This window comes from Rhodopirellula islandica, assembly GCF_001027925.1.
Taxonomy (GTDB): domain Bacteria; phylum Planctomycetota; class Planctomycetia; order Pirellulales; family Pirellulaceae; genus Rhodopirellula; species Rhodopirellula islandica.
This window is the reverse complement of the sequence record NZ_LECT01000050.1, coordinates 33,854-59,736: the sequence shown is the minus strand read 5'-3', so window position 1 is coordinate 59,736 and position 25,883 is coordinate 33,854. Positions and strand designations below refer to the sequence as shown.

The window sequence follows — 25,883 nt, the reverse complement described above, 5'->3', positions numbered from 1 at the left end:
TTCGGCCATGACCGAATCAAACGTTTCCTCTGCTCTCTCTGATTGTGCTGACCAAGCTGCTGCGGCCGATTTGCCGGTGGCCGTTGCGGCTTTGTACTGCTTCACGCCATTGCCGCAGTTTGAATCGCTGCGAGAACCGCTGCGCCAACGAATGTCTGGTGATGGCATCCGTGGTTCGTTGTTGTTGGCCGGTGAAGGCATCAATGGAACGATTGCAGGCCCGCGAGAGTTAATGGAACAGTTCATCGATTGGCTTCGGTCGATGGAACTGGACGATCAGGCGACGCCATTGCGTGGGATGGACGTCAAATGGTCGTACTGCGAGCAGGTTCCATTTCGAAAAACCAAGGTCCGGTTGAAACGCGAAATCGTGACGATGGGGGTGGAGGACATCAATCCACTGCGATCGGTCGGCACCTACGTTGAGCCGCAGGACTGGAATGCGTTGGTGGACGATCCCGAGGTCACGTTGATCGACACACGAAACGACTACGAGATCGAAATTGGGACATTTCAAGGAGCCGTCAATCCTGGCACGGATTCCTTTCGAGAGTTTCCTCAGTTTGTGGAGGAGAACTTGGATCCGGAAAAGCACCCCAAGGTGGCGATGTTTTGCACGGGGGGGATCCGGTGCGAAAAGTCGACCGCTTATTTGAAGGAACGCGGGTTTGAAGAGGTTTATCACCTGCGTGGCGGGATTTTGAATTATTTAGAGAAGATGCCCGAGGAAGAATCTCGTTGGCAGGGCGAATGTTTTGTGTTCGACAATCGCGTGGCGGTCGATCACCAATTGCGGGCCGGGGCGTACGAATTGTGTCATGGCTGTGGTTGGCCCTTGACCGCCGAAATGCAGCAGCATCCCGACTATGAGCGTGGGGTCGCTTGTTCTCGTTGTGCGGCGGAGGTGACCGAAGACCAGCGAAAACGTCGGCGGATGCGACAACAACAGCTCGACCAGGGCGTATAATCAGCCGGTTGATTCGGCTTCGCGCCCCAGGCGTGGTTTGTTTTGCTGGTCGGTCGATGGATGGGGCTGGTTCGATGGCGGTTGCCGCCTGTGGATTGGCTCTTCTCTTTTCTCTTGCATCTTGTGAGTTCATTTTGTCGCGTTCACTGTTTGGCTCGATTGCCGCCTTGGTTTTTGCCGTTCCCGTTTCGGCGCATCCCGGTCATGGCAGCACGGAAGGTGTGGCTCACTACGCCACCGAACCGGCGCATGTCGTTCCGATGTTGGCTTCCTTCGCTGCCAGTGGTCTGCTGTTGGCGGTCGGGTGGTTTGCCGTCAGCCGACTGAATCAGTCGCAATCGAACGCCGCTGCCCAGCCAATTCGCGTGGACGATGAAGCGGCTCGCCGCGTCCGTCGCACGCGATGATCTGCTTGTCTCGCGGGGGGCGAGGTCGCCCAACGCTCTGGCAATGAACCAATCTCACGCAAGGAACGCGGGCTCTCGCAATGAATATGAACCGAACCGATGCCTCTCAGTGGGCGGCCCTGGACGAATCGGCTGCCCTGGATCGCTATCTTCAGCTGACGCGAATCCGTGGCAAGAGCGGTGATGAAGCTGCGGTTTCCAGTTCGATCCAGGCAATGTTGGTGGAGGCGGGAGTGGATCCGGCCTGGATTCAATCCGACGATGCCGGCACCAAGACGCGTTTGAGTGGCAACACGGGGAATCTCATCGTGTCGTTGCCGGGCGATGAATCGTTGCCCCGGACTTTACTGTCCGCTCACATGGACACCGTTCCGATCTGCGTCGGATCCAATCCCGTGGTTCGCGATGACGAAGAACTGGGCCGGATCGTGGTCTCGGATGGTCCGACGGGTCTGGGGGCTGATGACCGGAGCGGTTGCGCGGTGATTCTCAGTGCCATCTTCGAACGCTTGGCTCGCCAGGCCAAGCAGCCGGATCTGCGGTTGGCTCCGGCCGTGATTCTGTTCCTGATCCAGGAAGAAGTTGGGTTGGAAGGCGCTCGTCACCTGGAAGTGTCCAAGGTGGGGCGAGTGGATCGGGCGTTCAATTTCGATGGGGGTGGGCTCGACAAGATTCGTCATGGGGCGATCGGTGGCGAGCGTGTGCAGATGACGGTTCGAGGTCATGCGGCTCATGCTGGCGTGGCACCTGAGAAGGGTGTGAGTGCAATCGTGATTGCCTCCGAAGCGATCAGCACTCTGCATCGCAATGGATGGCTGGGGTTGGTCGAGAAAGATGGACGGCGAGGGACCGCCAACGTGGGCGTTTTTCAAGGCGGGGACGCCACCAACGTGATCACACCGGAAGTCCAGTTGCGAGCCGAGGCGCGGAGTCATGACGCGGAGTTCCGGGCTGAAATTGTGGCGCAGATGAAAGCAGCGTTTGAAAACGCAGTTCAGTCAGTGACGGATGTTCAGGGCCGGGTGGGGAGTTTGGAATTCAGCAGTCGCGTGGACTACGAGGCGTTTCGATTGGCGGAAGATCATCCTTCGGTGTTGGCGGCGACTCAGTTGATCTCGCAATTGGGGCGTTCACCACAGTGCGAGGTGGCCAACGGCGGGCTGGATGCAAATTGGCTGATGCTGCATGGGATTGAGGCTGTCACGCTCGGGTGCGGTCAAGCATCCATTCACACTGTCGATGAGTACCTGATGGTCGACGAGTTCTTGGACGCCTGCCGATTGGCGGCGGAACTGATCGCTCCTGTTTGAGCCGATTTCTACGTTTGAGCAGTCCGTTGAGAGGTCTCGCGGGTGGGGTGTCATCCATGCCTGGCGGTCTGCGGTGACGAAGGTCGCTAAAATCGTGTCTCAAGAGCGTTCAATACACTAGGTTCACGGCGCACGGGGACTTACAATTTGCCAAGCAGTCTCGGTGAGGCCGTGTAAGTTCGTCGGTTGAATGTGTTCTCGGTCACCAGTTCTCGGTCACAAATCGTTTGTCAGGTTCATGGCACCCCGGAGTGAAGTTCGCTGAGCAAACCCATGTGGGGATGCGGCGTGCGAACAATCAAGATTCATTGGCGATTTTAATCGCCGAGTCCGCGGAACGTCTGAACAAGCGGGGGCACTTGTTTGTCGTCGCGGACGGGATGGGCGCCCACGCGGCGGGTGAGTTGGCGTCGAAGATTGCCAGCGATCGCATTTCGATGCACTACTACCAATCGCGGGAAGAGGCGCCCGAGCACGCCATTTCTGAGGCGGTGCATTTGGCCAATGCCGCCATTTACGAGCGTGGGCAAAGCAACCCCGAGTTCCTCAACATGGGGACGACCGCCAGTTCACTGGTTTTGGTCAATGGTGAGGCCTACGTGGCTCATGTTGGCGATTCGCGTGTTTATCGGTTGCGGCGCGGGGTGTTGGAGCAGTTGACGTTTGATCACTCGTTGGTTTGGGAGATGCAAGCCAGCGGCAAAGTTCACAGTGACAGTGTTTTCAGTAAATCCATTCCCAAGAACGTGATCACTCGATCGTTGGGCCCCTCCCCAGAGGTCTTGGTGGACCTGGAAGGCCCGTTTGATCTCGAAGTGGGGGATCGTTTTCTCGTCTGCAGTGATGGGCTGACCGGGCAAATTGAAGACGACGAACTCGCGGTTTTGCTTGATTCGTTGGATGTCGACAAAGCCGCTCAGGTGATGATCGACTTGGCCAACCTGCGGGGAGGTCCCGACAACATCACGGTGATCGTGGTCGAGGTCGATGAGGAGCATCTGACCCAGAATGACGGGTCGCAGAAAAAACGTCGCCCGATCGGTGCAGACGAGGTTTCTTCGCGTGCTTTGATCGGAACCACTGCGTTTTGTTGGACGGGTGCGGTCGGGTTTGGGTTGGCTTCTGCTTTGGTGAGTCCGCGGTTTGTGGGCTCAGCGATTGTCGCATTCATTCTGGGAGCCATCTCCGCAGCGGTATGGGGCAGTGGTGTTTTCAGGCCCAACGAACGCCGGCGTCCGTTGAAAACGCGGCGGGTGCGGGGCCAGGAGGCCGGGGGCGACTCGGCGCCGGTCGCGAGCGTGCCTGGCAATCAGGCAGCAGGGCAGGGTGGTTCAGGTCAGGGTTCGATCGACACAAACTGGAGTTCCGGAGCACCGCTGGATATCGGCAGCGGTGAGACCGCGCTGGGGACCGGGCCCTACCGCAGATACAGGGCGGATTCGCACGAAGCCTTCCTTCTTCGCATGGATGATGTGATCACCCAGTTGCGGCAAACGTCAGAAGAGCGAAACTGGATGTTGGACTGGCAAAATGTTGACCAGTTGTTGCAACAAGCTCGCCAGGCCACGAAGGAAGAGGCTTGGGGGACCGCCGTGTCGTCGTATTGCGATGCGACTTTGGCAGCGATGGAGCAGTTGCGAAAACACCAAGATGATTCGGCGAGCGATACGGTCGTCGATCTTTAAGTGAGTGAAATCAGGGATCATGGATAGCCCCAAGCACGTTGGCAATTGGTCAGGGAAGGAAGTTCCTGCGGGGGAGCAGCGGAGCATTCACCTTGCCGTCAGTGAGTCGTACTCCGGAATCTCATTGCGGATTCCAATCTTTGTTCAGCGGGCGTTGAACCCGGGCCCGGTCGTGTTTGTGACCGCGGCGCTGCACGGGGACGAGCTGAATGGGACGGGCGCAGTGCGTCAGCTGATCCAGGATGAGAATCTGGACCTGAAAGCCGGGGCGCTGATTCTGGTTCCAGTGTTGAATTTGCTCGCGTTTGAGCGGCACTCTCGGTATTTGCCCGATCGTCGCGATTTGAATCGCTGCTTTCCTGGTTCCTTCTCGGGATCACTGGCTGGTCGCGTGGCGAGAACGATCTTTGATGAGATTGTTGGGCGTTCCGATTACGGGATCGATTTGCACACCGCCTCGGTTCGCCGGACGAATTACCCCAACGTCCGTGGTGATCTGAGTGATCCCAAGGTCAGTATGTTGGCGGAATCCTTCGGCACCGACGTGATCATGAATGGTCAGGGGCCCGCGGGGGCGCTTCGTCGCGAGGCGTGTTTGGCGGGGTGTCCCACGATCGTGATGGAAGGCGGCGAAGTCTGGAAGGCTGAGCCTCGGATTGTCGAGATCGCTGTTCGTGGCGTCCGAAACGTGCTCGCGAAGTTAGAAATGATCGATGGCGAGGCGGAGGTACCCGAGGCTCGGTTTCATGTTGAAACGGCCAAGTGGGTCCGGGCGGAGAAAGGCGGTTTCCTTCAATTTCACGTTGGGCCCGGCGATTTTGTTGAAAAGGGTCAGCCGCTGGCGACCAACACAACCTTGTTGGGGTTCGAACGCAGTGTCTTGATTTCGCCGTTTGACAGCGTCGTCATTGGAATGACAACGTTGCCAGCCGTTTCGCCTGGCGAGCCTGTTTTTCACCTGGGGCGTTTGCCAGCGGGGGTCAAACCCAAGACCGTGGATCGCCAGCGAGTGTCCGACGATGGGTTGGAATCACGCGTGGTCGAAGATTTGGCCAGCAATCTGGTGGTTGTCGATCGGCCCGAGGAAGAGGCTTCGTGAGAAGGAGGCCTGGGTGCGGTCAGGTCCTGTGGGCCTGACTTGGCTGGGCGAGGTCAAGCGATGCCAGGTTGATTGATGCCGGGTTGATCGATCGGGCATCGCGGCAGGTAGGTTTGGACTGCGCAGCAAAAACGGTTCGCGAATTCATTCCGAGGGAATCTTCGCGAACTGCTTGGGCCGGATTCATTTCTTGGAAGAAGTGTTTCCCAGTACGGGAGGCACCAAAAACGTGCCATCTTGGGAGGCGGGCGCGGTTCGCGTCGCAACCTCGGCAGACAGGCTTTGGTCTGGGGTGTCGTCCCGGAATCGGTTTTCGACATCCAGCGCACTGGTCATCGGCTCGACACCGGAGGTGTCGAGTTCGGACAATTGTTCCACGAAACCGAGGATGTCCGCGATTTGCGGGCCGAAATCGGTTTGCTCTTGTTCCGTTAGCTGAAGGCGAGCCAGTCGAGCCAATTTTTGGATGTCGACGGACGCACCGTTGCCAGGACCGGACATCAGGACTTTTTACCGCCGCTGACGTCAAACGGTTTTGTTTTCACGGTTTTGCGTACGACACCGCTGCGAATGCACTGAGTGCAAATCCGCATTGATTTGTTGGTGCCGTTGGGCAAGGTCACGTGAACTTTTTGCAAGTTGGGGACAAATTTACGGCGTGTGCAACCAGTGATTTTGGTACCGACTCCGCCCAGGTACTTCGCTTTACCCCGGGTTTCAATACGGTTGCCCATTTGGACTTTCTTGCCGCACGCTTCGCATTGTCGTGCCATCTGATTCTCCGCCACCGCTTGCGGTGATTGTCATGTGTGTGGTTTTAAACGCTCAAAATCCCTGGTTCCAGGGAGAAGCCCCGCAGGATAGCGGGTGGAACGTTTTATTGAAAGCAGGATTTTCACTTCTACCGAGCGTCTTCGGTCCTGAATCATCACATTTTACCTAAACGGCATCAGGGGAACGACCGGCAGATGAGGAGTAACAGGTGCGTTGCGCACCCCGTGGACGGTTTCTGAGTGGATTTGAGGACGGGTTGGGGACGGACTCGGCAAATGCACCGATGAATTCCTCCGACGACATGATGGATTGCTTTCAACTCACTCGAAATCTTCGAGGTGATTGATTCGAATTTCGAAACGATTGCTCGGAAAATTCGATGTGCCTTCGGCGGCAGGCAGCGTGTGCGTTGAAAAAGCGATGGACTGCGTTTGTTTCATCGTTCAAGAGCGAGAGATCGGCCCTCCCCAACTGTGGGGGCACAGCTTCTGGTTCTGACGGCATCCATTTTGAATCTTGGTGACACGAAACGGCCCAATTGGATTGGGACTTCAACGGAGAAAGCAATGAAGCTTAGTAAACTAGCTCTGATCGCAGCGGTTGCATGCGGCGTTAACGCCACAAATCTGACCAGCGCTTCAGCAAATGATATTGGATTGGTCTCTTGCACCTCGTCGCTTTGCGATTGTGGTGAGCCCGTGTGTGGTTGCGAGCCTGTTGGCGGATGCAGCAACGAAGTGACTTGCGGTTGCGAAACCGTCGGTTGCTTGGGTGACTGCGGCTGCAACACAGGTTGCGACAGCGGCTGCGATTCGCTCTGCGGCGGTGGCCTCGGTAGCTGCTTGCCCGGATTGGGCGACTGCTGCTTGGACGACCCTTACACGCTGTTCGGCGATGTCTGCGGCATCGAAGTGGGCGGATGGGCGTCGATCGGCTACCACTCAAAGGCGTTGCCTTTGTTCAACAGCCGTCCCGACAACGTTCAGCTGCACCAAGCATGGTTGTACGCTGAAAAAGCCATCGACACTTCGTGCGGCTTCGACATCGGTGGACGGATCGATTACATCTACGGTACCGACGGTCCCGACACGCAAGCGTTCGGAATCGACAACGGTCACTGGGACAATCAGTGGGACAACGGTGGGGACTACGGTCACGCCATTCCTCAGCTGTACACGGAAATGGGCTACGGCGACCTGTCGGTCAAAGTCGGTCACTTCTTCACGATCATTGGTTACGAAGTCGTTGCCGCTCCTGACAACTTCTTCTACAGCCACGCTTACACGATGTACAACAGCGAGCCTTTCACCCACACCGGTGCATTGGCAACGTACAACGTTTCGGACGATCTGAGCGTCTTCGGTGGATACACCTTGGGCTGGGATAGCGGTTTCGAAGACAACGGCGACACCTACCTCGGTGGTTTCTCGGCTGGCCTGACTGACGACCTGACCCTGACCTACGCAACCACCATCGGTCGCTTCGGCGAAGACAACGCTGGTGGAGTCGAGAAGGGCTACATGCACTCGATCGTTGCTGACTACGCTGTCAGCGACAAATTGCAGTACATCTTCCAGTCGGACTTGCTGGACAGCGAAGATGCTGCTGGTGGAACCGTTCGTGACACGTTCGGCATCAACCAGTACTTGATCTACAACATCAATGACTGCTTGTCCTTGGGTGGCCGCTTCGAGTGGTACCAAAGCGAAGGTGTGTTCGACGATGGAAACAACGACGACAGCGATGTCTACGCTTTGACGACCGGTATCAACTACCGTCCTCACTCGAACGTCTTGATTCGTCCCGAAGTTCGTTGGGACTGGGTCGATGGCGACTACACCGGGATCTTGGAAAACAATGACGACGATCAAACCACCTTCGGTTTCGATACGATCTTCATGTTCTAAGCTGCCCCGAACGACGATTTCGTGAGACCCAAGAGGCCGGTTCACCGCAGAAATGCGATGAGCCGGCTTTTTTTCGTTTGCGCTCAAGATTTCAGCGGTCTTGGTCGAACGCTTGAAACTCACCGGACGAACCTCCTAACCCGCAAAGTTTAACGCTGGTCTGGATTTTCCGGTGTTTCGGGCTGGGGTTTCTATGGCGTTGGTCTCAATTGCATCGCGCCGCGGCGACGATACTTCCCAGCAAGGAATCGCCTCTACTTGGCGGTCGACACGGTTGACTGGTTTGCTGCCATGGAAGGCGGCAGTCACTGTGGACGCGGCGAATCCATTTGAAATCGATCAGGGACGAGCAAGATGAAATCGAAACGAGCTGCTTTGTGGTTGGCCCTCGGTGGCTTGGTTGGATTGGGAAGCCTCAATGGCGTTTCTGCCGCCGACCGATTTGTGGCGGACGCAAGTTACCAAGGCGGAATGCCTACCAGTCAGGCGGAAGTCCTCCCGGTGGGGCACTTTGACGCCAGCTGTGATGAATCGTGTGACACGTTTCCTGAAATGGAATGTGGCTGCGGTGAGTTGGCCTGCGACGGTGGTTGCGGCGACATGAGCTGTGGCGACATGGGAGGCGGCCTGTTTGATGATGGCGGATGCGGGTTGTTTGAGTGCGACCTCGGCGATCCGTTCACACTCTTCGGCGAAGCCTGTGGCTACTCCGTCGGTGGTTGGGTTCAAATGGGGTACCACGACAAAGCATTGCCTTTGTTCAATAATCGCCCCGACGAATACAACCTGCACCAAGCCTGGTTCTACGCCGAGAAGGCCATCGACACGTCGAATGGTTTCGACTTCGGTGGACGCATCGATTACGTCTACGGCATCGATGCTCAAGACACCCAGGCGTTTGGCATCGACAACGGCCACTGGGACACCGGTTGGGATCACGGGCAGTACGGCAGTGCACTGCCACAGGTCTACGGTGAAGTGGGCTACGGCGACCTGTCGGTGAAATTCGGCCACTTCTTCACGATCATTGGTTACGAAGTCGTTGCCGCTCCTGACAACTTCTTCTACAGCCACGCTTACACGATGTACAACAGCGAGCCCTTCACCCACACCGGTGCTTTGGCGACTTACAACGCTGGCGATGATCTGACCCTGTATGGTGGATACACCATGGGCTGGGACAGCGGCTTTGAAGACAATGGCGACTCGTTCTTGGGCGGTGCTTCGCTGGCCATGAGTGACGATGTCACCGTCACCTACGCAACCGTTGTGGGGCGTTTTGGTGACCAGCCCGGTGGGACCACATCGCAAGGCTACATGCACTCGATCGTCACCGACGTCGCGCTGACCGATCAATTGCAATACGTTTTGCAGTCGGATTACTTGGACGCCGAAGACGGCAACGGTGGCAACTTCAAAGAAACCTACGGTCTGAACAACTACCTGATCTACACGGTCAGCGATTGCTTGGCCTTGGGCAGTCGTTTCGAGTGGTACGACGCGGACGCAGGTGTCTACAACGGCAATGTCGATGTTTACGCCATGACCTTGGGTGCCAACGTCAAACCGCACGCCAACGTCTTGATCCGCCCCGAAATTCGCTGGGATTGGGTTGACGGAGACGATGTGACTGGCATCTTGGAAAACGACCAAGATGACCAGACCACCTTCGGCATCGACACGATCTTCTTGTTCTAAGAACAGTCGATCAAAGAGGGCCTTGGATCTCGCCAGCAACATGGCGGGCCGGCGAGATCATTGCCCAGTCAAACGGACCGTCGAAATCACACGGTGACTTCGACACTCAAATCGCTCCCACCAGAATATCTCTGGCGAATGGGGGCGATGATCGTTTCCATGAACTCGTCGACTTGTTGGGGAGCTCGCCCCACGTAAGCGTGTGGATCGATCGCGGCTTCCAGGTCGATTCCGGCGAAGTTTTCGTCGCCTTTGAGGCGTTCCAGCAGATCGTTGTCGCCAGCGTTCTGTTTGACTTCCAGTGCCGCCGCTTGACTGTGCACGCGAATTTGTTCGTGCAAATCTTGACGGTCACCGCCCGCAGCGACCGCTTGCATCAAGATGTTCTCGGTCGCCATGAACGGGAGTTCGGCCCCCAAGTTTTTCGCGATCGTGGCCGGGTAGACGACCATCCCGTCGGCAACGTTTTGCATCAGCACGAGTGCTGCATCGATGGCCAGGAAGGCTTGCGGGATGACCAAGCGGCGGTTGGCGCTGTCGTCCAGGGTGCGTTCCATCCACTGCGTCGCGGCGGTCATCGCGGGACTGCTTTGCAGGCTCATGACGAACCGACCGAGTGCACAGATTCGCTCGCTCCGCATCGGGTTGCGTTTGTAGGCCATCGCCGAGCTGCCGATTTGATTCTTCTCAAATGGCTCTTCCACTTCTTTGCGGCCGGCGAGCAAGCGGATGTCGGTGGCAATTTTGTGAACGCTTTGCCCGATGCCGGACAGGGCGTCGAGCAATTGAGCGTCGACTTTGCGGGGGTAGGTTTGCCCGGTGACGGCGTAGACGGAATCGAACGAGAGTTTTTCAGCGATTCTTTTCTCGAGAGCCCGGACTTTATCGTGGTCGCCGGAGAACAGCTCCAAGAAGCTCGCTTGAGTTCCCGTCGTGCCTTTGGCCGAGCGCGCTCGCAATGTTTCGAGTCGATGTTCAACCGCTTCGAGGTCCAGCACCAAGTCGTAGATCCACAGACAAGCTCGTTTGCCGACGGTGGTCGGTTGGGCAGGTTGAAAGTGGGTGAAGGCGAGGCAGGGCAGGTCGCGGTGCTGGGCGGCGAATTGGGCCATTTGGTCGATCGTGGCTGCCAAGCGTTTGGCTGTCAGTTGCAGGGCTTCGCGAATCAGCAGCAGGTCCGCATTGTCGGTCACGAAACAGCTGGTCGCACCGAGGTGAATGATCCCGCGGGCATCCGGGCACTGGTCGCCATAGGCGTGGACGTGAGCCATCACATCGTGGCGCAGTTTTCGCTCGTATTTGGCTGCTTCGTCCAGATTCAATTTTGTTTCGAACGCTTTCAGCTGTTCGATTTGGGCGTCGGTGATCGGGATTCCGAGTTCCTGTTCGGCCTCCGCCAGCGCGATCCAGACTTTTCGCCAGGAAGCAAATCGGCGTTGAGGTCCCCAGTGAAATGCCATTTCACGTGACGCGTAACGCTCGATCAGGGGGTTTTGGTACGGTGTTTCCTGCGTTTCGGTCATTTTGGTCTCTTGCGGGGGCACAAATCAGGCGATGGATGGTCACATCGGCATTTCGGCCCGAAATGGAAGGGTTTACGATATCGGCCGGCTGAGCCAGTCTCGCAGAGACGCGGGCTCGGATGGGTTCCGACGATTTCAGACGGATCTTGAATGAATTTTCAACGGGTGCAAGTGGCGGACAAACGAGTGATCAATCTCACACGAACATATTTTTGCAACTTCGACGGTCGACCACGGGGTCGCCGCGTCGCGATGCTCCATGCATTGACAGCCGTTCTGGCGTTGAGTTTGTTTGGATCGCATGCGTTCGCTCAAGACGCCGTGCCTGCAAAAGCAGCCGGGGCAGGGCAGGGGGCCGCGAAGCCGGTCTTGATGACAGCATTGAAATTGTTGCCCGACACGGCCGCGGGCGTGGTTCGGATTCCCGATCTGACCGTGCTGTGCAATTCGTGGCAGCAAACAACGTTGTCGGGCATCACGGATGATCCTGCGATGAAGCCGCTGATCGATGCCAATTTTGGCAGCCAAGGCGCTGTGTGGGAAAAATTGGGCGACAAGGTTGGTGTGCGTCCCAAAGAGTTGTACGAAATTGCGACCGGAGAAGTGATCGCGGTGTGGTTGCCCTTTGAAAATGACAACCGCCGTCCCTCCTCGGTTTGTGTCGTGGCTGACATTCGAGGGAAGCACGCAGGAGCGGAAGCCGTCTTGGAGCGAGTGGACCAAGATCTGAAGGCTGATGGCGCGACTCGAGCCGATGTCACTCACGCGGGCGAAACCGTTCGCGTGTACAGTCCCAAGACTCGCCCCGGGCAGCTCAAGATCGAACAGGTGGTGGTTTCGCTGACTCAGGATCGTGTGATCGCGTCGGATCGCGATTCGGTGGTGTTTGAAGTCTTGGACGCGATTTCAAACGATGGCCGGGAAGATTCCTTGGACAAAGCACCGTTGTTGCGAACCGTTTGGAAACAGGCTCTCTCTCGCAGCGAAATCGAAACCGAAGGTTCACAAGTCGAATGGTTCGTCAAACCGCTGACGATGGGCCGGATCATTCGCGACGTGGCCAAGGTCGACCGCGGCAACAAAGTTCGTATTTTGAATTTGCTCGAGAACCAAGGTTTTGACGCCGTGCAAGCTGCTGGCGGAATTGCCGTCGTGGGGCAGGGCAAGTTTGACTTGCTGCACCGAGGTTATGTGCACGCTCCTCCCGTCACCGAAGAATCCAGTCGCTACCGTTTGGCTGCTCGGATCTTGCAGTTTCCCAACACGCCACTGGAAGAAATCCCCGCTTGGGTTCCCGCCAACACGGCCAGCCTCACACGGGTGAACTGGAAGATCGAAGAAGCGTTTTGGGCGCTCGAGACCTTGGTCGACGAAGCCTTTGACAATGAGATCTTTCGGCCCAGCATCGAAGGCATCCGAGACGACGAAGAAGGACCGCAGATCGACATCGAAAAGAACGTGTTGCCAAATCTCTCGGAACACCTGTTGCTGTTGACCGACAACACACTGCCCGCGACGGTGGATTCGGAACGCGTCTTGGTCGCCATTGAAGTTCGCGATGCGAATGCAATTGGAACCGCGGTTCGCAAAGCGATGGAAGTCGAGCCCGATGTTTTCAAAGTCGACACGGTCCCCGGCGTTGAAATTTGGCAAGTCAAACACGGCAGTGGCGACGACGAACTGGATGACGAGTTCTTCGATGACCTCGGCTTCGAGGAAGAGATCGATGAACAACAGACCCCACTCTTGAACACCTGGGCCATCGCGATGGTGCCTGCCGGCAAGGGATCCAAGAAGGCACACCTGGTCTTCAGCAGCCATGTGGAATGGTTGGTCGATGTGGCGAAGCGAATGCAAACAGGGGAAGGCGAGAAGTTAGCCGACTTGGATGAAGTCAAAGACCTGTTGAAACTGACCCGAGAAATGGGAGCCGATGAAGTGGCCTTCCAACGCGTGGTTCGTCTGCGTCAATCGCTGCGAGCGAAGTACGAATTGCAACGCCAAGGCGAACTGAAGAACAGCGATTCGGTCATGGCTTCGTTGGTTCGTCGCATGTTTGAAGGCGATGAGCCCGAAGTGGAAGAGCCCATCGAGCGTCTCAACGTGAGCAAATGGCCCGCGTTCAGTGAGGTCGAGAAGTACTTCCGCAACGCGTTCGGTTTCGTCGAAACCACAAAAGACGGTTGGAACCTCAACGGATTCCTGTTGAAGTAAGCGAAACCTGCGAGAGTACAACCGTTGTCCTCAACGGTTCCGTCGGGCAAGCCCTCCACGGCCAAGCCTCGTCGCATCCAAGTTCACATCAACCGCTGGCGTCACGCTGTTGGGCGATGCCGGAATGACCACGACGGCCCCGTCCGGGGCGACCTGTCGTTCATTTCGACTCGGTCTCGGGGCTTCCGCCCCGAGCTAAGGACGACGGCCCCGTCCGGGGCGATGTGGCGTGATTGCGATGTGAGGCGGGACGATTGCGAATTGCAAACTGGACATTGCAAATTGGCAATGGCTGATTGGTGAAATCGCGTGACTTGCCGAGCCGGAAACACTTTGCAATTCACTCGCTGCATCCTCAGTCGGGGCGAGGTCGACGAATCGCGACCGCGTTGAAATGCACCGCTCCAGAGTAGAACCGTTGTCCTCAACTGTTCCGTCGGGCAAGCCTCGTCGCATCCAAGTTCACATCAACCGCTGGCGTCACGCTGTTGGGCGATGCCGGAATGATCACGACGGCCCCGTCCGGGGCGACCTGTTGTTCTTTTCGACTCGTTCTCGGGGCTTCCGCCCCGAGCTAAGGACGACGGCCCCATCCGGGGCGATGTGGCGTGATTGCGATGTGAGGCGGGGCAACCGGATCGTTGTCTCAGCCGATTGCGGGATCAGCGATTTCGTTTTCTGAGAAACCTTTGGCTCTCAACAAACACGCGTCGCACTGACCGCAGGGGCGAGCTTCGTCACCGCTGCCTTGCGGGTCGTAACAGGACAGCGTTTGCGAGTAGTCCACGCCGAGTTCAATTCCACGCTGGATGATTTCAGCCTTGGTCCAGTGCAGCAGTGGCGTGTGAATCGTCAGCGAATGCTCGTCTTCCACACCTGCTTTGGTGGCCAGGCGTGCCATCGTTTGAAACGCGTCGATGAACTCCGGACGGCAATCCGGGTAGCCGCTGTAGTCGAGGGCGTTGACACCAATGAAGATGTCTCGCGAACCCAATGTCTCGGCCACCGCCAATGCGTAGGACAAAAAGATCGTGTTGCGGGCCGGGACATAGGTCACTGGAATGTCTCCCGCGATTTTGTCGACATGATCCGATTTGGGGACGGCAATGGACGAGTCCACCAGGGCGGATCCACCAAGTTGAGCCAAGTCGATGTCGATCACGCGGTGAGACGCGACGCTCATCAAACTGGCTTGCTTGGCGGCGCGGTCCAGTTCGCCATCATGACGTTGGCCGTACCGGAAACTGATCGCGTGGACTTCGAATCCTTGGTCGCGAGCAATGGCGACGCAGGTGGCGCTATCCAGTCCACCGGACAGCAGCACCACGGCACGTCCCGCATTCGCTTGGGCGGATTCGTCTTTGGGTTGCGAGATTGAGTTCATGAGTCGCCCTTCCAAAGTTTGCGTCCGATCGAGGGGGTGTAGTTCGTCCAGTTCCCGTCAGCGGCGATGTCAGAATCGATGATTGAGGAATACGAGGCCAGCTTGGCATCGAGGTTGTCGATGTGGTGCAGGGCGACGGCTTCCAGTGTGACTGGGATTTTGGGGCTGCCGTATTCCAGCACGCCGTGGTGGCTAACGACCAAGTGTTCCAACTGGTGTCGCAGACCGGTGGAAAACTTCTGGCCGGTGGCGGTTTCGGTTTCGGCAATTTTTTCGCCCAGACGCTGAACGCCGATGACGATGTGCCCAACCAATTGGCCACGGTCGGTGTAGCTGATCTCGCCGCTGGCACGCAGTTCATCGATCTTCCCTAGGTCGTGCAGGAAGGCGCCCATCAGCAACAGGTCGGTGTCGACCTTGGCGTAACGCGGGGAAATCAGGCGGACGAGTTCCATCATGTTGACGGTGTGTTCGAGCAGTCCGCCAGGATAAGCGTGATGGTTGGAAACCGCCGCCGCGGCCTGGCGAAACGATTGAACAAACGAATCGTCGTTCAGGTAGGACTGAGCCAAGGCGTGCAGAGCGGGTTGCGAGATCGTCGCCAGCAATTCTCGCAGGCGATCGAAATTGCTGTCCGCTTGGTTGGCGTCGAAGCGGTCAAAGTCACTCTGGTCGACTTCCGCTGGGTCCATGCGTTGGATCTCGGCGAGGATCACTTGCAGGGAACCGTTGTGGACCTGTGTTCGGCCGCTGCAATGGATGTAGTCGCCACGATCGAACGTATCAAAGGTGGTTTCGTCAGCGTTCCACATCATCCCGACGATCGTGCCGGATCGATCCGACAATTTCAGCAAGATGTATTTGCCGCCCTGGCGATTGACTCGCAGTTGTTTGTCGGCGGCTTGGAACGGCTGGGCCAACGTCATTCCGTCGGTCAAATCTTGGATAGCGGTTCGTGACACGGGCTCGTCGCGGGTAGAAGGCGAATAGATGTTCGGAGCAGGGCAGGGCGGTATTCAGCGGCCAATCGTATCAAGACCCGGCATGGATTCCATGGGGACAGATTTCTGCGGGGAGAGTTGTTGCACGATGTGCCAGTGTTTACCCTGCAAGGTCGGATTCTGCTCGGCGGGGTGGGCGAGTCGACATTTGGGTCGGCAAAACGCTCCGGGGCGAGTGGGATTCATCGGATTTCCACCGCAACTCGGCATGTCATGACTGATTCCTCGTCCGAACCCGATTCCCTGCCCGAGTTTCTGGATCCGCCAGAATCCGGGGACGAATTGGGCCGACTGGGCCCTTACCGGGTGATTGAGTTGTTGGGCAGCGGCGGCATGGGGCACGTCTATCGCGCCCAGGACACGCGGTTGCAACGCACCGTGGCGCTCAAGGTGATGAACCAGCGGTTCGCGAAATCGCCGAACAGTCGCAAGCGGATCGTCGAAGAAGCCCGCTCGATGGCCGCCGTTCACCACGACAATGTGGCGACGCTGTTCGAAGTCGGTCAACGCAATGGCACGCCGTTCTTGGCAATGGAATTGCTGCAGGGAGCAACGCTGGAACAGCTGCTGCAATCCGGTCGTCGATTCACATCGGAAGAGATCATCTCGATCGCCGATCAAGTCGCCTTGGGGCTGGAAGCGGCTCATGACCGAGGGATCATTCACCGGGATATCAAACCCGCGAATTTGTGGATTCAGTCACCCAGCGAACGGGTCAAAATTCTGGATTTCGGATTGGCGGTCGGCGGATCGGCGGTGCAAGGGTTGGCCAAAGGCGACAGCGTTGTTGGGACGCCGGGGTACTTGTCGCCTGAACAGGCACGCAATGAAACGGTCGACGAACGCACCGACCTCTACTCACTCGGCGTGGTGATGTATGAAATGTTTGCTGGCAAAGTGCCGTTGTTGGCGCCCAACACCCCGACCCAGCTCGTCAATATTCTGTGCCGCGAACCGTTGCCGCTATCGCAGCGACAGCGTGACGGTGTTCCGGTCGAAGTGCCCGAACCGCTTGAGCGGCTGATCATGAGGTTGTTGTCCAAGGAACCCGGGCAGCGATACGAGACCGCGGGACATTTTCGCAAAGCATTGCGGTCCGTTTCCGACGAGATGCAAAACGCTCAACGGGCCGAATTGGCAATTCAAATCGACCCTGGTGCCGGGGCATCCAGTGGAGTGTCTGACTCCGGCGATTCGAATTCGAATGCCGCGGTCAAGTCCGTTGGCGGCAACTCGAAGTCGCTGCTCATGGTTGGCGGTCTGGCTGCCGTCGCGTTGATCGGCGGTGGTGTGTGGTGGGCGCTTCGCGATGCCGCGCCGGAGAAACAAACGGCTGTGGCGTCGGTTGCGGAGAAGGCTCCTGCTGTGCTGGCCGCTGGATTGGGAGCATTGAAGCTGACCGGCAAGGTGATTTCCGACCCCGAAGTTCCGGTGGGGCAGATGGCTCGGTTCCGGCTTCAATTGACCAACCAGGCAGCGTCGCCCGAGACCGATCCGCGAGTCCGGTATTCGCAAGCCGGCCAGGTCGCACGCATCACGACCTATCTGCAACAGGAAGGCCAGCTCAAACGCAAAGCTCCCGCGTTCCCGCGATCGTTCTCGCCAAGGCAGTTGCCGGCACCTGGCGAGACGCAGTCGATCGAGATTCAGTTTTTGACCACCAACATGGCGCAGGAACGATTTGACGTGATCTTTGAATTGCAATCGCCTGCGGGTGCCAGTGTCAATTCGATCGCATCCCAATTCGAAGTCATCGAGAACTTGCGATCAGGAGACCTGTTGGGTTTCGGCACGATTCGCACACGAGCAGGAAAGGGAGCGGACACGTTTGTGAGTCGCGGCAGCACCGAGGACTTTGGCAAACAACCCGCTCTGGTCGTGCATCGTGCCGGCGAAGAACAAGGCAACGTGTGGGCGATCTCGTTCCTGAGGTTTGACCTTTCGCAATTGGATCCGCCTTCAGGAATGGAATCCGATTCCGTGAATTCCGTGCTGGAGCGGATCGATCGTTCGGCGTTGTTGTTGAGCATGGCTCCCGATTCACACCCCGGTGCGGGGCGAATCACCGTTCACGGTTGGCCGTCGGATTTGCCGACGCCAGACGGGACGGGAGCGTTGGATTGGAAAGAATCCGGCGAAGGCCACCTGACGTTTGAGACCAGCCCAGTGGGCGAGGGCATGGAGGGTTTGGTGCCGCTGGGGGAACTGGAATTCAATAATTCGGGGGAAGGATTGAAGGACCAACCGGACGGCATTCGTTTCATTTCCAAGGCGTTGGATGATTTTCTGCGTTCGTCGCCGGGAGTCGTGACCTTGGTGTTGTCGCAGGAAGGCTGGTTGGACGATCCCACGCGTTTTCATTCCCGAGACCGATCGCCCGAACTGGCACCCGGATTGGCGGTTCGCTGGAAAACAGAGGCAAGCGAGCCTGGTTTCTGAGGCCGGCGGTTGCCGAAGGAAACCGAATTGGGCGAGAACGAGGGGTGTTTTGAGCAGGTTCGTTTCAACTTGATGACACGACTGAGTTAGAATACGGGGATGAATCCTCCGGCCGTTTCCAACCCCAGTTCTTCGCCCGACGCTGAATTGTCGTCACGTGAAGGGCAATCCAACCCCGCCAATTCGGGCGATATGGCGTCGTCTTCGATCGGTTCGTCGGCGTTGAGTGCCTCGTCAGAAGTTCGGCTCAGTCGATCTCGGCAAACATGGACGGGGGCGGGCAGTGCGGCGGGGTTTGTGCTTCGTTACCTTCCACCGATGCGGCGGTTGTTGACCGATGTGCTGGGCAGCGAGTCCGATGCGGATCGGGCGCTGGCAATTTTGATTTCGCATTTGGTCAAATCCGGATACTCCGGGCATGCGAAAGGCCGCCTGAGAGATTTTCTGATCCTTGGTCTTCGCTCGGCGGCCAAAGCCCGAGCGTCGGAAATCGAATCCAAGGCGAAGAAGTCCAGCGAAGGAGCGACTCCCGAATCGCCGCGAGAGTTGGATTTGGAATCCGCCAAAACGGAATCACGCCAATGGCTGAGCTACTGGCGAGACGGATTGCTGCAACGGACTTGGCGAGCACTGGAACGCGAGCAGCATCGCGAGCGGACACGAGTCTACCGGACCGAGGACGCTGCCTTGGACGCCCCCTCTGCGAACGCGGAAGCCAATGTTCCCCCCCATGATTTGGTCCATGATGTCTTGCGGATGGTGACGGATCACTCGGGCGAATCGTCGGAGGTCATTGCCGGGCGAACTGCCGAACTGGCCGAGCGAAGTGTTTCCGCCGCCGAAGTGAAGCGTCAATTGCCGGTCGCGCGGTCGCTGTTCGCTCAGTTGTTGGCGGATGAGGTCTCGCTGACCTTGGAAGCCGCCGACGCGGAAGCGATTCAGGCCGAGATTCGCAAACTGGGGCTGCAAAAGGCCTTCGCTGGGTTGCAGGTCAAGGCTTAGGAACGGTCGCTGTCGGCTGAGGAACTGGCTGACTTGAACCGAATTCTTCACTTTCGACGAAAAAAAAGTTCTGATACCGTCGGGCTGGGGTGGCACCGGGATGGTGCCGCCATGAAATGAGTTCGCTCAGGCCCGAGGAACGACCGTCGATGCAGTTCTTGATGCGCTACCGAGATTTGGTTTTGCCGATTGGCATCATCATGTGTTTGGTGGTGATCCTCGTGCCATTGCCGCCGTTCTTGATGGACTTGTTGCTGGCAACCAACATCACCGTTGGTGTGATTGTGTTGCTGACCACGGTTTACGTCACCACGCCGCTTGATTTCAGCATTTTCCCCTCGTTGCTGCTGGCCACAACGCTCGCTCGATTGGTGCTCAACGTCGCCACGACGCGGTTGATTTTGACCAGCACCGAATCCGGCAGCGGGGGTGCCGCCGGCGGGGTGATCCAGGGCTTTGGCGAGTTTGTCGCTGGGGACCGGATTGAAATCGGGATCATTATCTTTGTGATCATCGTGTTGATTCAGTTCATCGTGATCACCAAGGGTGCGACTCGAATCAGTGAAGTCGCCGCCCGATTCGCGTTGGATGGGATGCCAGGTCGCCAGATGGCGATCGATGCGGACATGAACGCGGGTTTGATCGACGAAAAAGAAGCTCAACGTCGCCGCGAAGAAATCGCCAACCAAGCTGACTTTTATGGGGCGATGGATGGTGCCAGTAAGTTTGTCCGCGGGGATGCCATCGCTGGCATCGTGATCACGCTGGTCAACGTGGCGGGTGGTCTCTACATCGGTGTGATGCGATATGGCATGACCGTGTCCGAGGCCGCGGAGTTGTTCACCAAGCTGACGATCGGTGATGGTCTGGTCAGCCAGGTGCCGGCGCTGCTGATCTCGCTGGCCGCTGGTTTGTTGGTCACGCGGAGTGCTCGCAAAGCCAGTTTGCCTGAGCAGTTTTTGCAGCAGTTGTTCAGCAATCCAAAGGCACTGGCGGTCGCCGGTGGCTTTCTATCGATGTTGATCCTGACCAACTTGCCCGCGATTCCGATGGCAACCTTGGGAGCAAGTTGCATCGGGTTGGCCGTCGTGATGAATCGCCAGAACAAACAAAACGAACGAGACGAGTTGGATGCTGAAGAGGCGGAGCAAGCCGCTGCTTCTGCACCGGCTGAGAAACGAGTCGAAGACTACTTGAACGTCGACCCGATGGAGTTGGCGATTGGCTTGGGGTTGTTGTCGTTGGCGGATCCCAACCGTGGCGGCGATTTAATGCAGCGAATCACGGGGGTTCGTCACTCGATCGCAGGCGACATTGGCGTCGTGCTTCCCAAGGTCCGGATTCGTGACGACATGAATTTGCATGACTACGAATACGAGATTCGGATTGCTGGGAACCCACTGACCAAACAACGCGTGTTGCCGGATCGTTTGTTGGCCATCGACAGCGGCCACACCACGGGCGTCATCGATGGTGAACCGACCAAGGATCCAACCTTCGGTGAACCGGCCGTTTGGATCGATCCGATCCGTCGCGAACAAGCCGCGATCTATGGCTACACGACCGTGGAACCGGGGGCGGTTTTGGCCACTCACTTGCAAGAGCTGGCGCGCCGTCATGCGGACGAATTGTTGAATCGAGACGCAACGAAGCATTTGATCGACGAACTGAAGACAGCTGCACCGGCCGTGGTCGACGAACTGATCCCAGGGATGTTGAAGATCAGTGACGTTCAGCAGGTCCTGCAAACACTGCTTCGCGAAGATGTGCCGATTCGACAATTGGCGATCATCTTGGAAACGCTGGGCGATCACGCAGGGCGAACGAAGGATCCGATTTGGCTGAGCGAATACGTCCGTCATCGTTTGGCGCGCACGATCAGCACACGCTACCGGGATGACATGGGCCAGCTGCACGTGGTGGCCCTGGATCCGGCCATGGAAGATCGCATTGCGGCGGGAATCGAACATACCGAGCGAGGACTTTTTGTCCGGATGAGCCCACAAGCGGTGGACTCGACTTGCGACAAAATCTCCCAAGCAGTTAAGAAACTAATCACGCTGGGCCATACCCCGGTGATTTTGGTCAGCCCGCGGATTCGTCCCGGACTTCGCCAGATCATTGCTGGTTCCATGCCCCGCGTTCGTGTGCTGTCGTACAACGAAATCACACAGGACACAAAAATCCAGTCACACGGCGTGGTGAGTGATTGATGCATATCAGAACTTTTCGAGCAGCGAATCTGCAAGCGGCTCTTGCCGACATCCGAAATCAAATGGGCCCGGAGGCTTCCGTGCTTCATACGCGGCAGGTCCGCAATGGCTGGATGGGCTGGCTTGGCCGGACTCACGTGGAAGTCACCGCGGGGTTGCATGGTGGTCCTGTTGAAGGGGCCATGAACGACAACGCAGGCAATCCTGTTCTCGCGAATTATGCGGAGGAGCCGTTGCAGCCTGCGGATGTTCGCTCTGTGAATTCAGTGGCAGCGTCGTCCGGTTACGGTGCCTCACCCACTGGCATCCCAGGGGGCTCTGGCGGTCGAAATCCAGCGGAAGCGACCTATCAAAAATTTGACGCAGCCCATCAACTTCGCTCGGGTTCCGTGACTGGATCCGAGGCAGGGCAGGGCGGTTTTTATGGTTCGGGGTATTCCTCCTCGGAGCTGACTCCGGCCGATTCCTTGTCGTTGCGGTTGTTGCAGGCTGGGGTGGAGGAGTCCACGGCTCGCCGTTGGATGGCTTCGGCGTCCAGCTTCGCCGCCGGAATCGCCGATTCGGAGTCCGCGGTTCAGAACGACCAGCGTTGGATGGAGCATTTGCAACGCGCTGTCGCGAGGGAGTTGAACCTTTGCGGTCCGATTCGAACTCAGCCCGGTGACCGGCACATTGTCGCGTTGGTCGGCCCGACGGGCGTTGGCAAGACGACGACGGTTGCCAAGTTGGCGGCCGGGTTTCGGATTGAAGCTCGCCGACGCGTGGGATTGCTGACCATCGACACGTACCGAATCGCGGCGGTCCAGCAACTCAAGGCTTACGCCGAGATCATGGACCTGCCGATGCAGGTCGTTGAAAAACCCGAACAGATGGAAACGGCGCTCAGTGCGTTGGGGGATGTGGACCTGGTCTTGATCGACACGGCTGGACGCAGTCCCCGCAGTGACGCCCGGATCGAACAGCTCTCCGAGTTCTTGCGAGCGGCGCACCCTGACGAAACACACTTGGTTCTCAGTGCGACCAGTTCGGGTGAAAGCATCCGAACGAGTTTGGAAGGTTTCGCCCCGGTGCGAGCCAACGCGGTCACGCTGACGAAACTGGACGAGACACCTTGCACTGCCGCTGTGTTAGCTGCATTGACGGGGCGTGATCGTGGCGTCGCGCCGCCACTGAGCTATTTGACCAACGGTCAGCAGGTTCCGGATGACATCGCCGTGGCAGATGCCTCTGGCTTGGTGGCACAGTTATTGCCACAGATGCCTACCGCTGGATTGGGGGAGATGGGTTTTGAGACAATGGACGGGTACGAATCCTTGCCCTATGGCGAGGCGGCCTGATTTTAAGAATTTTGACTGAAGTAAGAATGAGAAGTTGGCCGATACTCTGAACTGTGACGGCACGCGATCGACGAAAGTCACTTGAGACTTTTTTTGAAGTGTCCGTTTAACGAGTTTGGGATAGAAGAAATCGACCTGTTTTTATTTTGTGGCCTGCCTCCATGGTTTGGACCCTGACGTGATCCGATCATTGGCTCTTTCGCTTGGTTCATTCGCAATGGGACTGGTTGTCCTTCGCGGGATTTGGCAGGGAGAGATGGCGGAAGACGTTGCAACGGAAGCGATCGGAACTTTGATCGTTTTCATGGGCATCGGAGGTTTGGCAGGTGCCATCGCGGATCAGTTGATTCGAGATGGAGTGGAAGACTTATATCGCAAGCGAGTGAAGTGGTTTCAGGAAGGTGTTGAGAAATCAGCATTGGAAGAGGCCGACGACCAAGACAATTGACTGCGAACCGTTGACGGCACGGATGCTGATTGACTCGCACGTTCAAACACACCAAGACTTATTTCATTGCTAGTGACCGACACGCAGCGAATTTTCGCTGGGCAGACGAAGTTAGCAATCAGTGATCATCACGGAGGATTCGATGCCGGCTACCGCAACTGCAGACGACCCGATCTTGAAGGTATGGACTTCTTTCAAATCCACCACCAAAGATTCGCCGGACTATGAGCCGCTGCGGAACCAGTTGGTCGAACGCTACATGCAACTGGTTCGCTACAACGGCGAACGCATCTGGCAGCGATTGCCTGATGGTGTGGAGCTGGATGACTTGATCAGCGCCGGCATGTTCGGCTTGATGGACGCCATCGATGCTTACGACACCGAACGCGGTGTGAAGTTCGAGACGTTCTGCGTGCCGCGGATTCGTGGAGCGATGCTCGACGAACTTCGCAAAATGGACTGGGTGCCACGCTTGGTTCGCAGCAAAGCGAGCAAGTTGGCCACCGCCACCAAGACCTTGGAAGCTCGTTTCGGTCGTGCACCGACCGTCCAAGAGTTGTCGGCTCACATGGAGATCGACATCAAGGAAGTGGAAAAGATGCAAAGCGAAGCCAACGCCGTCGGCGTCGTCTCGCTGAACAAGAAGTGGTACGAAACGGACAGCTACAAAGACGTCCGTGAAATTGACATCTTGGAAGACAAGAAGGGCGAAGATCCCACCCGCCGCGTTCAGAAAAACGATCTGATGCGTTTGGTCACCAAAGGGTTGAATCGCAACGAACGTCTGATCATCATCCTGTACTACTACGAAGAACTGACGATGAAAGAGATCGGGGCCACCTTGGACCTGTCGGAATCTCGCGTCAGCCAAATGCACACTGCCATCGTCAATCGTTTGCAACAGCAACTCGGCGTTCGTCGCCTTGAGTTCGGGGCTTAAAACCTTTCATGCGTATCGCTCATGTGATCACCCGAATGATCATTGGCGGTGCGCAAGAGAACACGCTGCACAACTGCCAGGACCTCGTTCACCTTCATGGGGACGAGGTCTTGCTCGTGACGGGGCCCGCCGTTGGTCCTGAAGGTGACTTGTTGGCCGCTCGCGTTCGCTCTGGTGCGGTCGCCGTTGACCGGTCTGGTGTTGACCGGCCTGGGGTTGACCGGCCTGGGGTTGATGCAGAGGGCAGGGCAGGGCGGTTTGAACTGGACGGGCTGCCAATCGAGCTGCTCGATTCCTTGCGGCGTGCGATTCATCCTGTCAACGATTGGCGTGCCGCTCGTGATTTGCGGCGAACGTTGTTGGCGTTTGATCCCGATGTCGTTCACACACACAGTGCCAAAGGCGGCTTGCTTGGCAGGCATGTGGGATGGGGCCTGAAGCGAAGGTCCACTGGCAAACGCCCGGTGGTCGTTCACACGGTCCATGGCGCGCCCTTTCATGATTACCAGTCCAGGCCGGCTCATGATTTCTTCGTGGGTTGTGAACGCTGGGCCGCATCACGTTGTCACAAACTGATCTCGGTCGCCGATGCGATGACGGACTTGATGGTGGATGCGGGTGTCGCTCCACGCCAGAAATTTGTGACGATTCACAGTGGCATGAATGTCGACCCGTTCGTTCACGCGGTGGATCATCGAGAAACGGTGCGACAGAAGTATGGTTTGGGAGCGGAACATGTGGTGGTGGGCAAGATCGCTCGCCTGTTTCATCTGAAAGGCCACGTCGATCTGATTTCCGCCGCCAAACGCGTCGCGGACCGCTATCCCAACGTGCGGTTTCTGCTGGTCGGAGACGGCATCCTGCGTGCTGAACTCGAACAGCAGATTGAGTCACTGGGATTGAAAGAGCACTTCATTTTCACCGGTTTGGTGCCTCCTTCGGAGGTGCCCGCCATGATCGGTGCGATGGACATCTTGGTTCACGCTTCTTACCGAGAAGGTTTGGCACGAGCTCTTCCGCAGGCCCTGATCGCCGGGCGTCCGGCAATCAGCTACGACATCGACGGGGCTCGTGAAGTCGTGATCGACGACCAAACGGGATATCTGGTTGGGGCAGGGCAGGTCGATGACTTGGCGGATCGGATGATCCGCTTGGTTGGCGACGCCGAACTTCGTCAGCGGATGGGGCGGGAGGGCCAGGCTCGATTCACCGATGTCTTCCGGCACGAAACGATGACCCGCCGAATTCGCGAGCTGTATTCGGAATTGCGAACGGTCTGTCACAGCTAAAAGTGAGGGTTGATCGTAGTGGACGAGGCGACGAGTCCTTGGATTTGACGCCAGTTCAGGATTCGTCGCCTCGTCCACTACCCTCAGAATAAGTCGTGGCAGACCACTTGCCGCCCAGTGATCGGCCTTCTGTTGGGGGTTGCCGCCCGCTGAATTCGAAGTGAAAAGGCGGGGAAGGGCAGGGCGGTGCAGATTTTCTTGGCCTCGCATGCGCTGACGGCTTCGCTCCGGGCGGGATCTCGACTG

Annotated in this window: 20 protein-coding genes; 15 read left to right on the top strand and 5 right to left on the bottom strand. The window is 57.5% G+C overall.

The annotated features are described in order from the left end of the window. The first annotated feature begins 7 nt into the window (after positions 1 to 7). From trhO to RISK_RS25175, 5 genes are all read left to right on the top strand, one after another. On the top strand, positions 8 to 967 hold the full coding sequence (trhO, locus tag RISK_RS25195) for an oxygen-dependent tRNA uridine(34) hydroxylase TrhO (RefSeq protein ID WP_047817148.1): 960 nt from the start codon (positions 8 to 10) through the stop codon (positions 965 to 967). A gap of 74 nt (positions 968 to 1,041) precedes the next feature. Next, positions 1,042 to 1,374, top strand: coding sequence for a hypothetical protein (locus RISK_RS25190; RefSeq protein ID WP_236696686.1), 333 nt, complete (start codon positions 1,042 to 1,044; stop codon positions 1,372 to 1,374). 86 nt (positions 1,375 to 1,460) lie between these two features. Continuing rightward, positions 1,461 to 2,684 carry a M20/M25/M40 family metallo-hydrolase gene (locus RISK_RS25185; protein ID WP_047817093.1) on the top strand — a complete coding sequence of 408 codons (1,224 nt, stop codon included), beginning with the start codon at positions 1,461 to 1,463 and terminating at the stop codon, positions 2,682 to 2,684. A 251-nt stretch (positions 2,685 to 2,935) separates the two neighbouring features. Next, positions 2,936 to 4,369, top strand: a complete 1,434-nt coding sequence (locus RISK_RS25180) for a PP2C family protein-serine/threonine phosphatase (RefSeq protein ID WP_047817092.1) — start codon at positions 2,936 to 2,938, stop codon at positions 4,367 to 4,369. Between the two features lie 19 nt (positions 4,370 to 4,388). Further along, complete coding sequence (locus tag RISK_RS25175; RefSeq protein WP_047817147.1) at positions 4,389 to 5,468, top strand: succinylglutamate desuccinylase/aspartoacylase family protein; 1,080 nt, start codon at positions 4,389 to 4,391, stop codon at positions 5,466 to 5,468. Between the two features lie 183 nt (positions 5,469 to 5,651). On the opposite strand, the gene gatC is transcribed toward RISK_RS25175, so the two are convergent. Further along, a complete protein-coding gene (gatC, locus tag RISK_RS25170) occupies positions 5,652 to 5,969 on the bottom strand; it encodes an Asp-tRNA(Asn)/Glu-tRNA(Gln) amidotransferase subunit GatC (protein WP_047817091.1) in 318 nt (105 codons plus the stop codon). Continuing rightward, the gene (rpmB, locus tag RISK_RS25165; protein ID WP_047817090.1) at positions 5,969 to 6,241 is read right to left on the bottom strand and encodes a 50S ribosomal protein L28; all 273 of its coding nucleotides are present in this window, start codon (positions 6,239 to 6,241) and stop codon (positions 5,969 to 5,971) included. Before rpmB ends, gatC begins: the two co-directional genes overlap by 1 nt. Positions 6,242 to 6,940: 699 nt before the next feature. Between rpmB and RISK_RS25160 the strand changes: the two genes are divergently transcribed. Both RISK_RS25160 and RISK_RS25155 read left to right on the top strand, forming a co-directional pair. Continuing rightward, positions 6,941 to 8,149, top strand: coding sequence for a porin (locus RISK_RS25160; protein ID WP_047817089.1), 1,209 nt, complete (start codon positions 6,941 to 6,943; stop codon positions 8,147 to 8,149). A 354-nt stretch (positions 8,150 to 8,503) separates the two neighbouring features. Next, a complete protein-coding gene (locus RISK_RS25155) occupies positions 8,504 to 9,847 on the top strand; it encodes a porin (protein ID WP_047817088.1) in 1,344 nt (447 codons plus the stop codon). Positions 9,848 to 9,933: 86 nt separating this feature from the next. On the opposite strand, the gene purB is transcribed toward RISK_RS25155, so the two are convergent. Beyond that, positions 9,934 to 11,370 (bottom strand): adenylosuccinate lyase, encoded by a 1,437-nt coding sequence (purB, locus tag RISK_RS25150; RefSeq protein WP_047817087.1) that lies wholly within the window; start codon positions 11,368 to 11,370, stop codon positions 9,934 to 9,936. Positions 11,371 to 11,520: 150 nt separating this feature from the next. On the opposite strand from purB, the gene RISK_RS25145 reads away from it, so the two are divergent. Then, positions 11,521 to 13,584, top strand: a complete 2,064-nt coding sequence (locus RISK_RS25145; protein WP_047817086.1) for a hypothetical protein — start codon at positions 11,521 to 11,523, stop codon at positions 13,582 to 13,584. A 646-nt stretch (positions 13,585 to 14,230) separates the two neighbouring features. On the opposite strand, the gene queC is transcribed toward RISK_RS25145, so the two are convergent. Continuing rightward, entirely contained in the window at positions 14,231 to 14,968 is a 738-nt protein-coding gene (gene queC, locus RISK_RS25140; protein ID WP_047817085.1) for a 7-cyano-7-deazaguanine synthase QueC, read from the bottom strand. Beyond that, positions 14,965 to 15,930 carry a 3'-5' exoribonuclease YhaM family protein gene (locus RISK_RS25135; RefSeq protein WP_083435167.1) on the bottom strand — a complete coding sequence of 322 codons (966 nt, stop codon included), beginning with the start codon at positions 15,928 to 15,930 and terminating at the stop codon, positions 14,965 to 14,967. Before RISK_RS25135 ends, queC begins: the two co-directional genes overlap by 4 nt. 345 nt (positions 15,931 to 16,275) lie before the next feature. On the opposite strand from RISK_RS25135, the gene RISK_RS25130 reads away from it, so the two are divergent. The 7 genes from RISK_RS25130 (at position 16,276) to RISK_RS25100 (ending at position 25,637) form a co-directional block, all read left to right on the top strand. Further along, a complete protein-coding gene (locus tag RISK_RS25130) occupies positions 16,276 to 18,408 on the top strand; it encodes a serine/threonine-protein kinase (protein ID WP_047817145.1) in 2,133 nt (710 codons plus the stop codon). 99 nt (positions 18,409 to 18,507) lie between these two features. Continuing rightward, complete coding sequence (locus RISK_RS25125; RefSeq protein WP_047817084.1) at positions 18,508 to 19,410, top strand: hypothetical protein; 903 nt, start codon at positions 18,508 to 18,510, stop codon at positions 19,408 to 19,410. Positions 19,411 to 19,571: 161 nt separating this feature from the next. Beyond that, entirely contained in the window at positions 19,572 to 21,623 is a 2,052-nt protein-coding gene (gene flhA, locus RISK_RS25120; protein ID WP_047817144.1) for a flagellar biosynthesis protein FlhA, read from the top strand. Beyond that, positions 21,623 to 22,960 (top strand): flagellar biosynthesis protein FlhF, encoded by a 1,338-nt coding sequence (flhF, locus tag RISK_RS25115; protein ID WP_047817083.1) that lies wholly within the window; start codon positions 21,623 to 21,625, stop codon positions 22,958 to 22,960. The genes flhA and flhF overlap by 1 nt, the downstream gene beginning before the upstream one ends. A gap of 178 nt (positions 22,961 to 23,138) precedes the next feature. Further along, positions 23,139 to 23,408, top strand: coding sequence for a hypothetical protein (locus RISK_RS25110; RefSeq protein WP_236696683.1), 270 nt, complete (start codon positions 23,139 to 23,141; stop codon positions 23,406 to 23,408). 121 nt (positions 23,409 to 23,529) lie between these two features. Beyond that, positions 23,530 to 24,348 (top strand): FliA/WhiG family RNA polymerase sigma factor, encoded by an 819-nt coding sequence (locus tag RISK_RS25105; protein WP_047817082.1) that lies wholly within the window; start codon positions 23,530 to 23,532, stop codon positions 24,346 to 24,348. 8 nt (positions 24,349 to 24,356) lie between these two features. Next, on the top strand, positions 24,357 to 25,637 hold the full coding sequence (locus RISK_RS25100) for a glycosyltransferase family 4 protein (RefSeq protein ID WP_047817081.1): 1,281 nt from the start codon (positions 24,357 to 24,359) through the stop codon (positions 25,635 to 25,637). Positions 25,638 to 25,883 lie beyond the last annotated feature (246 nt).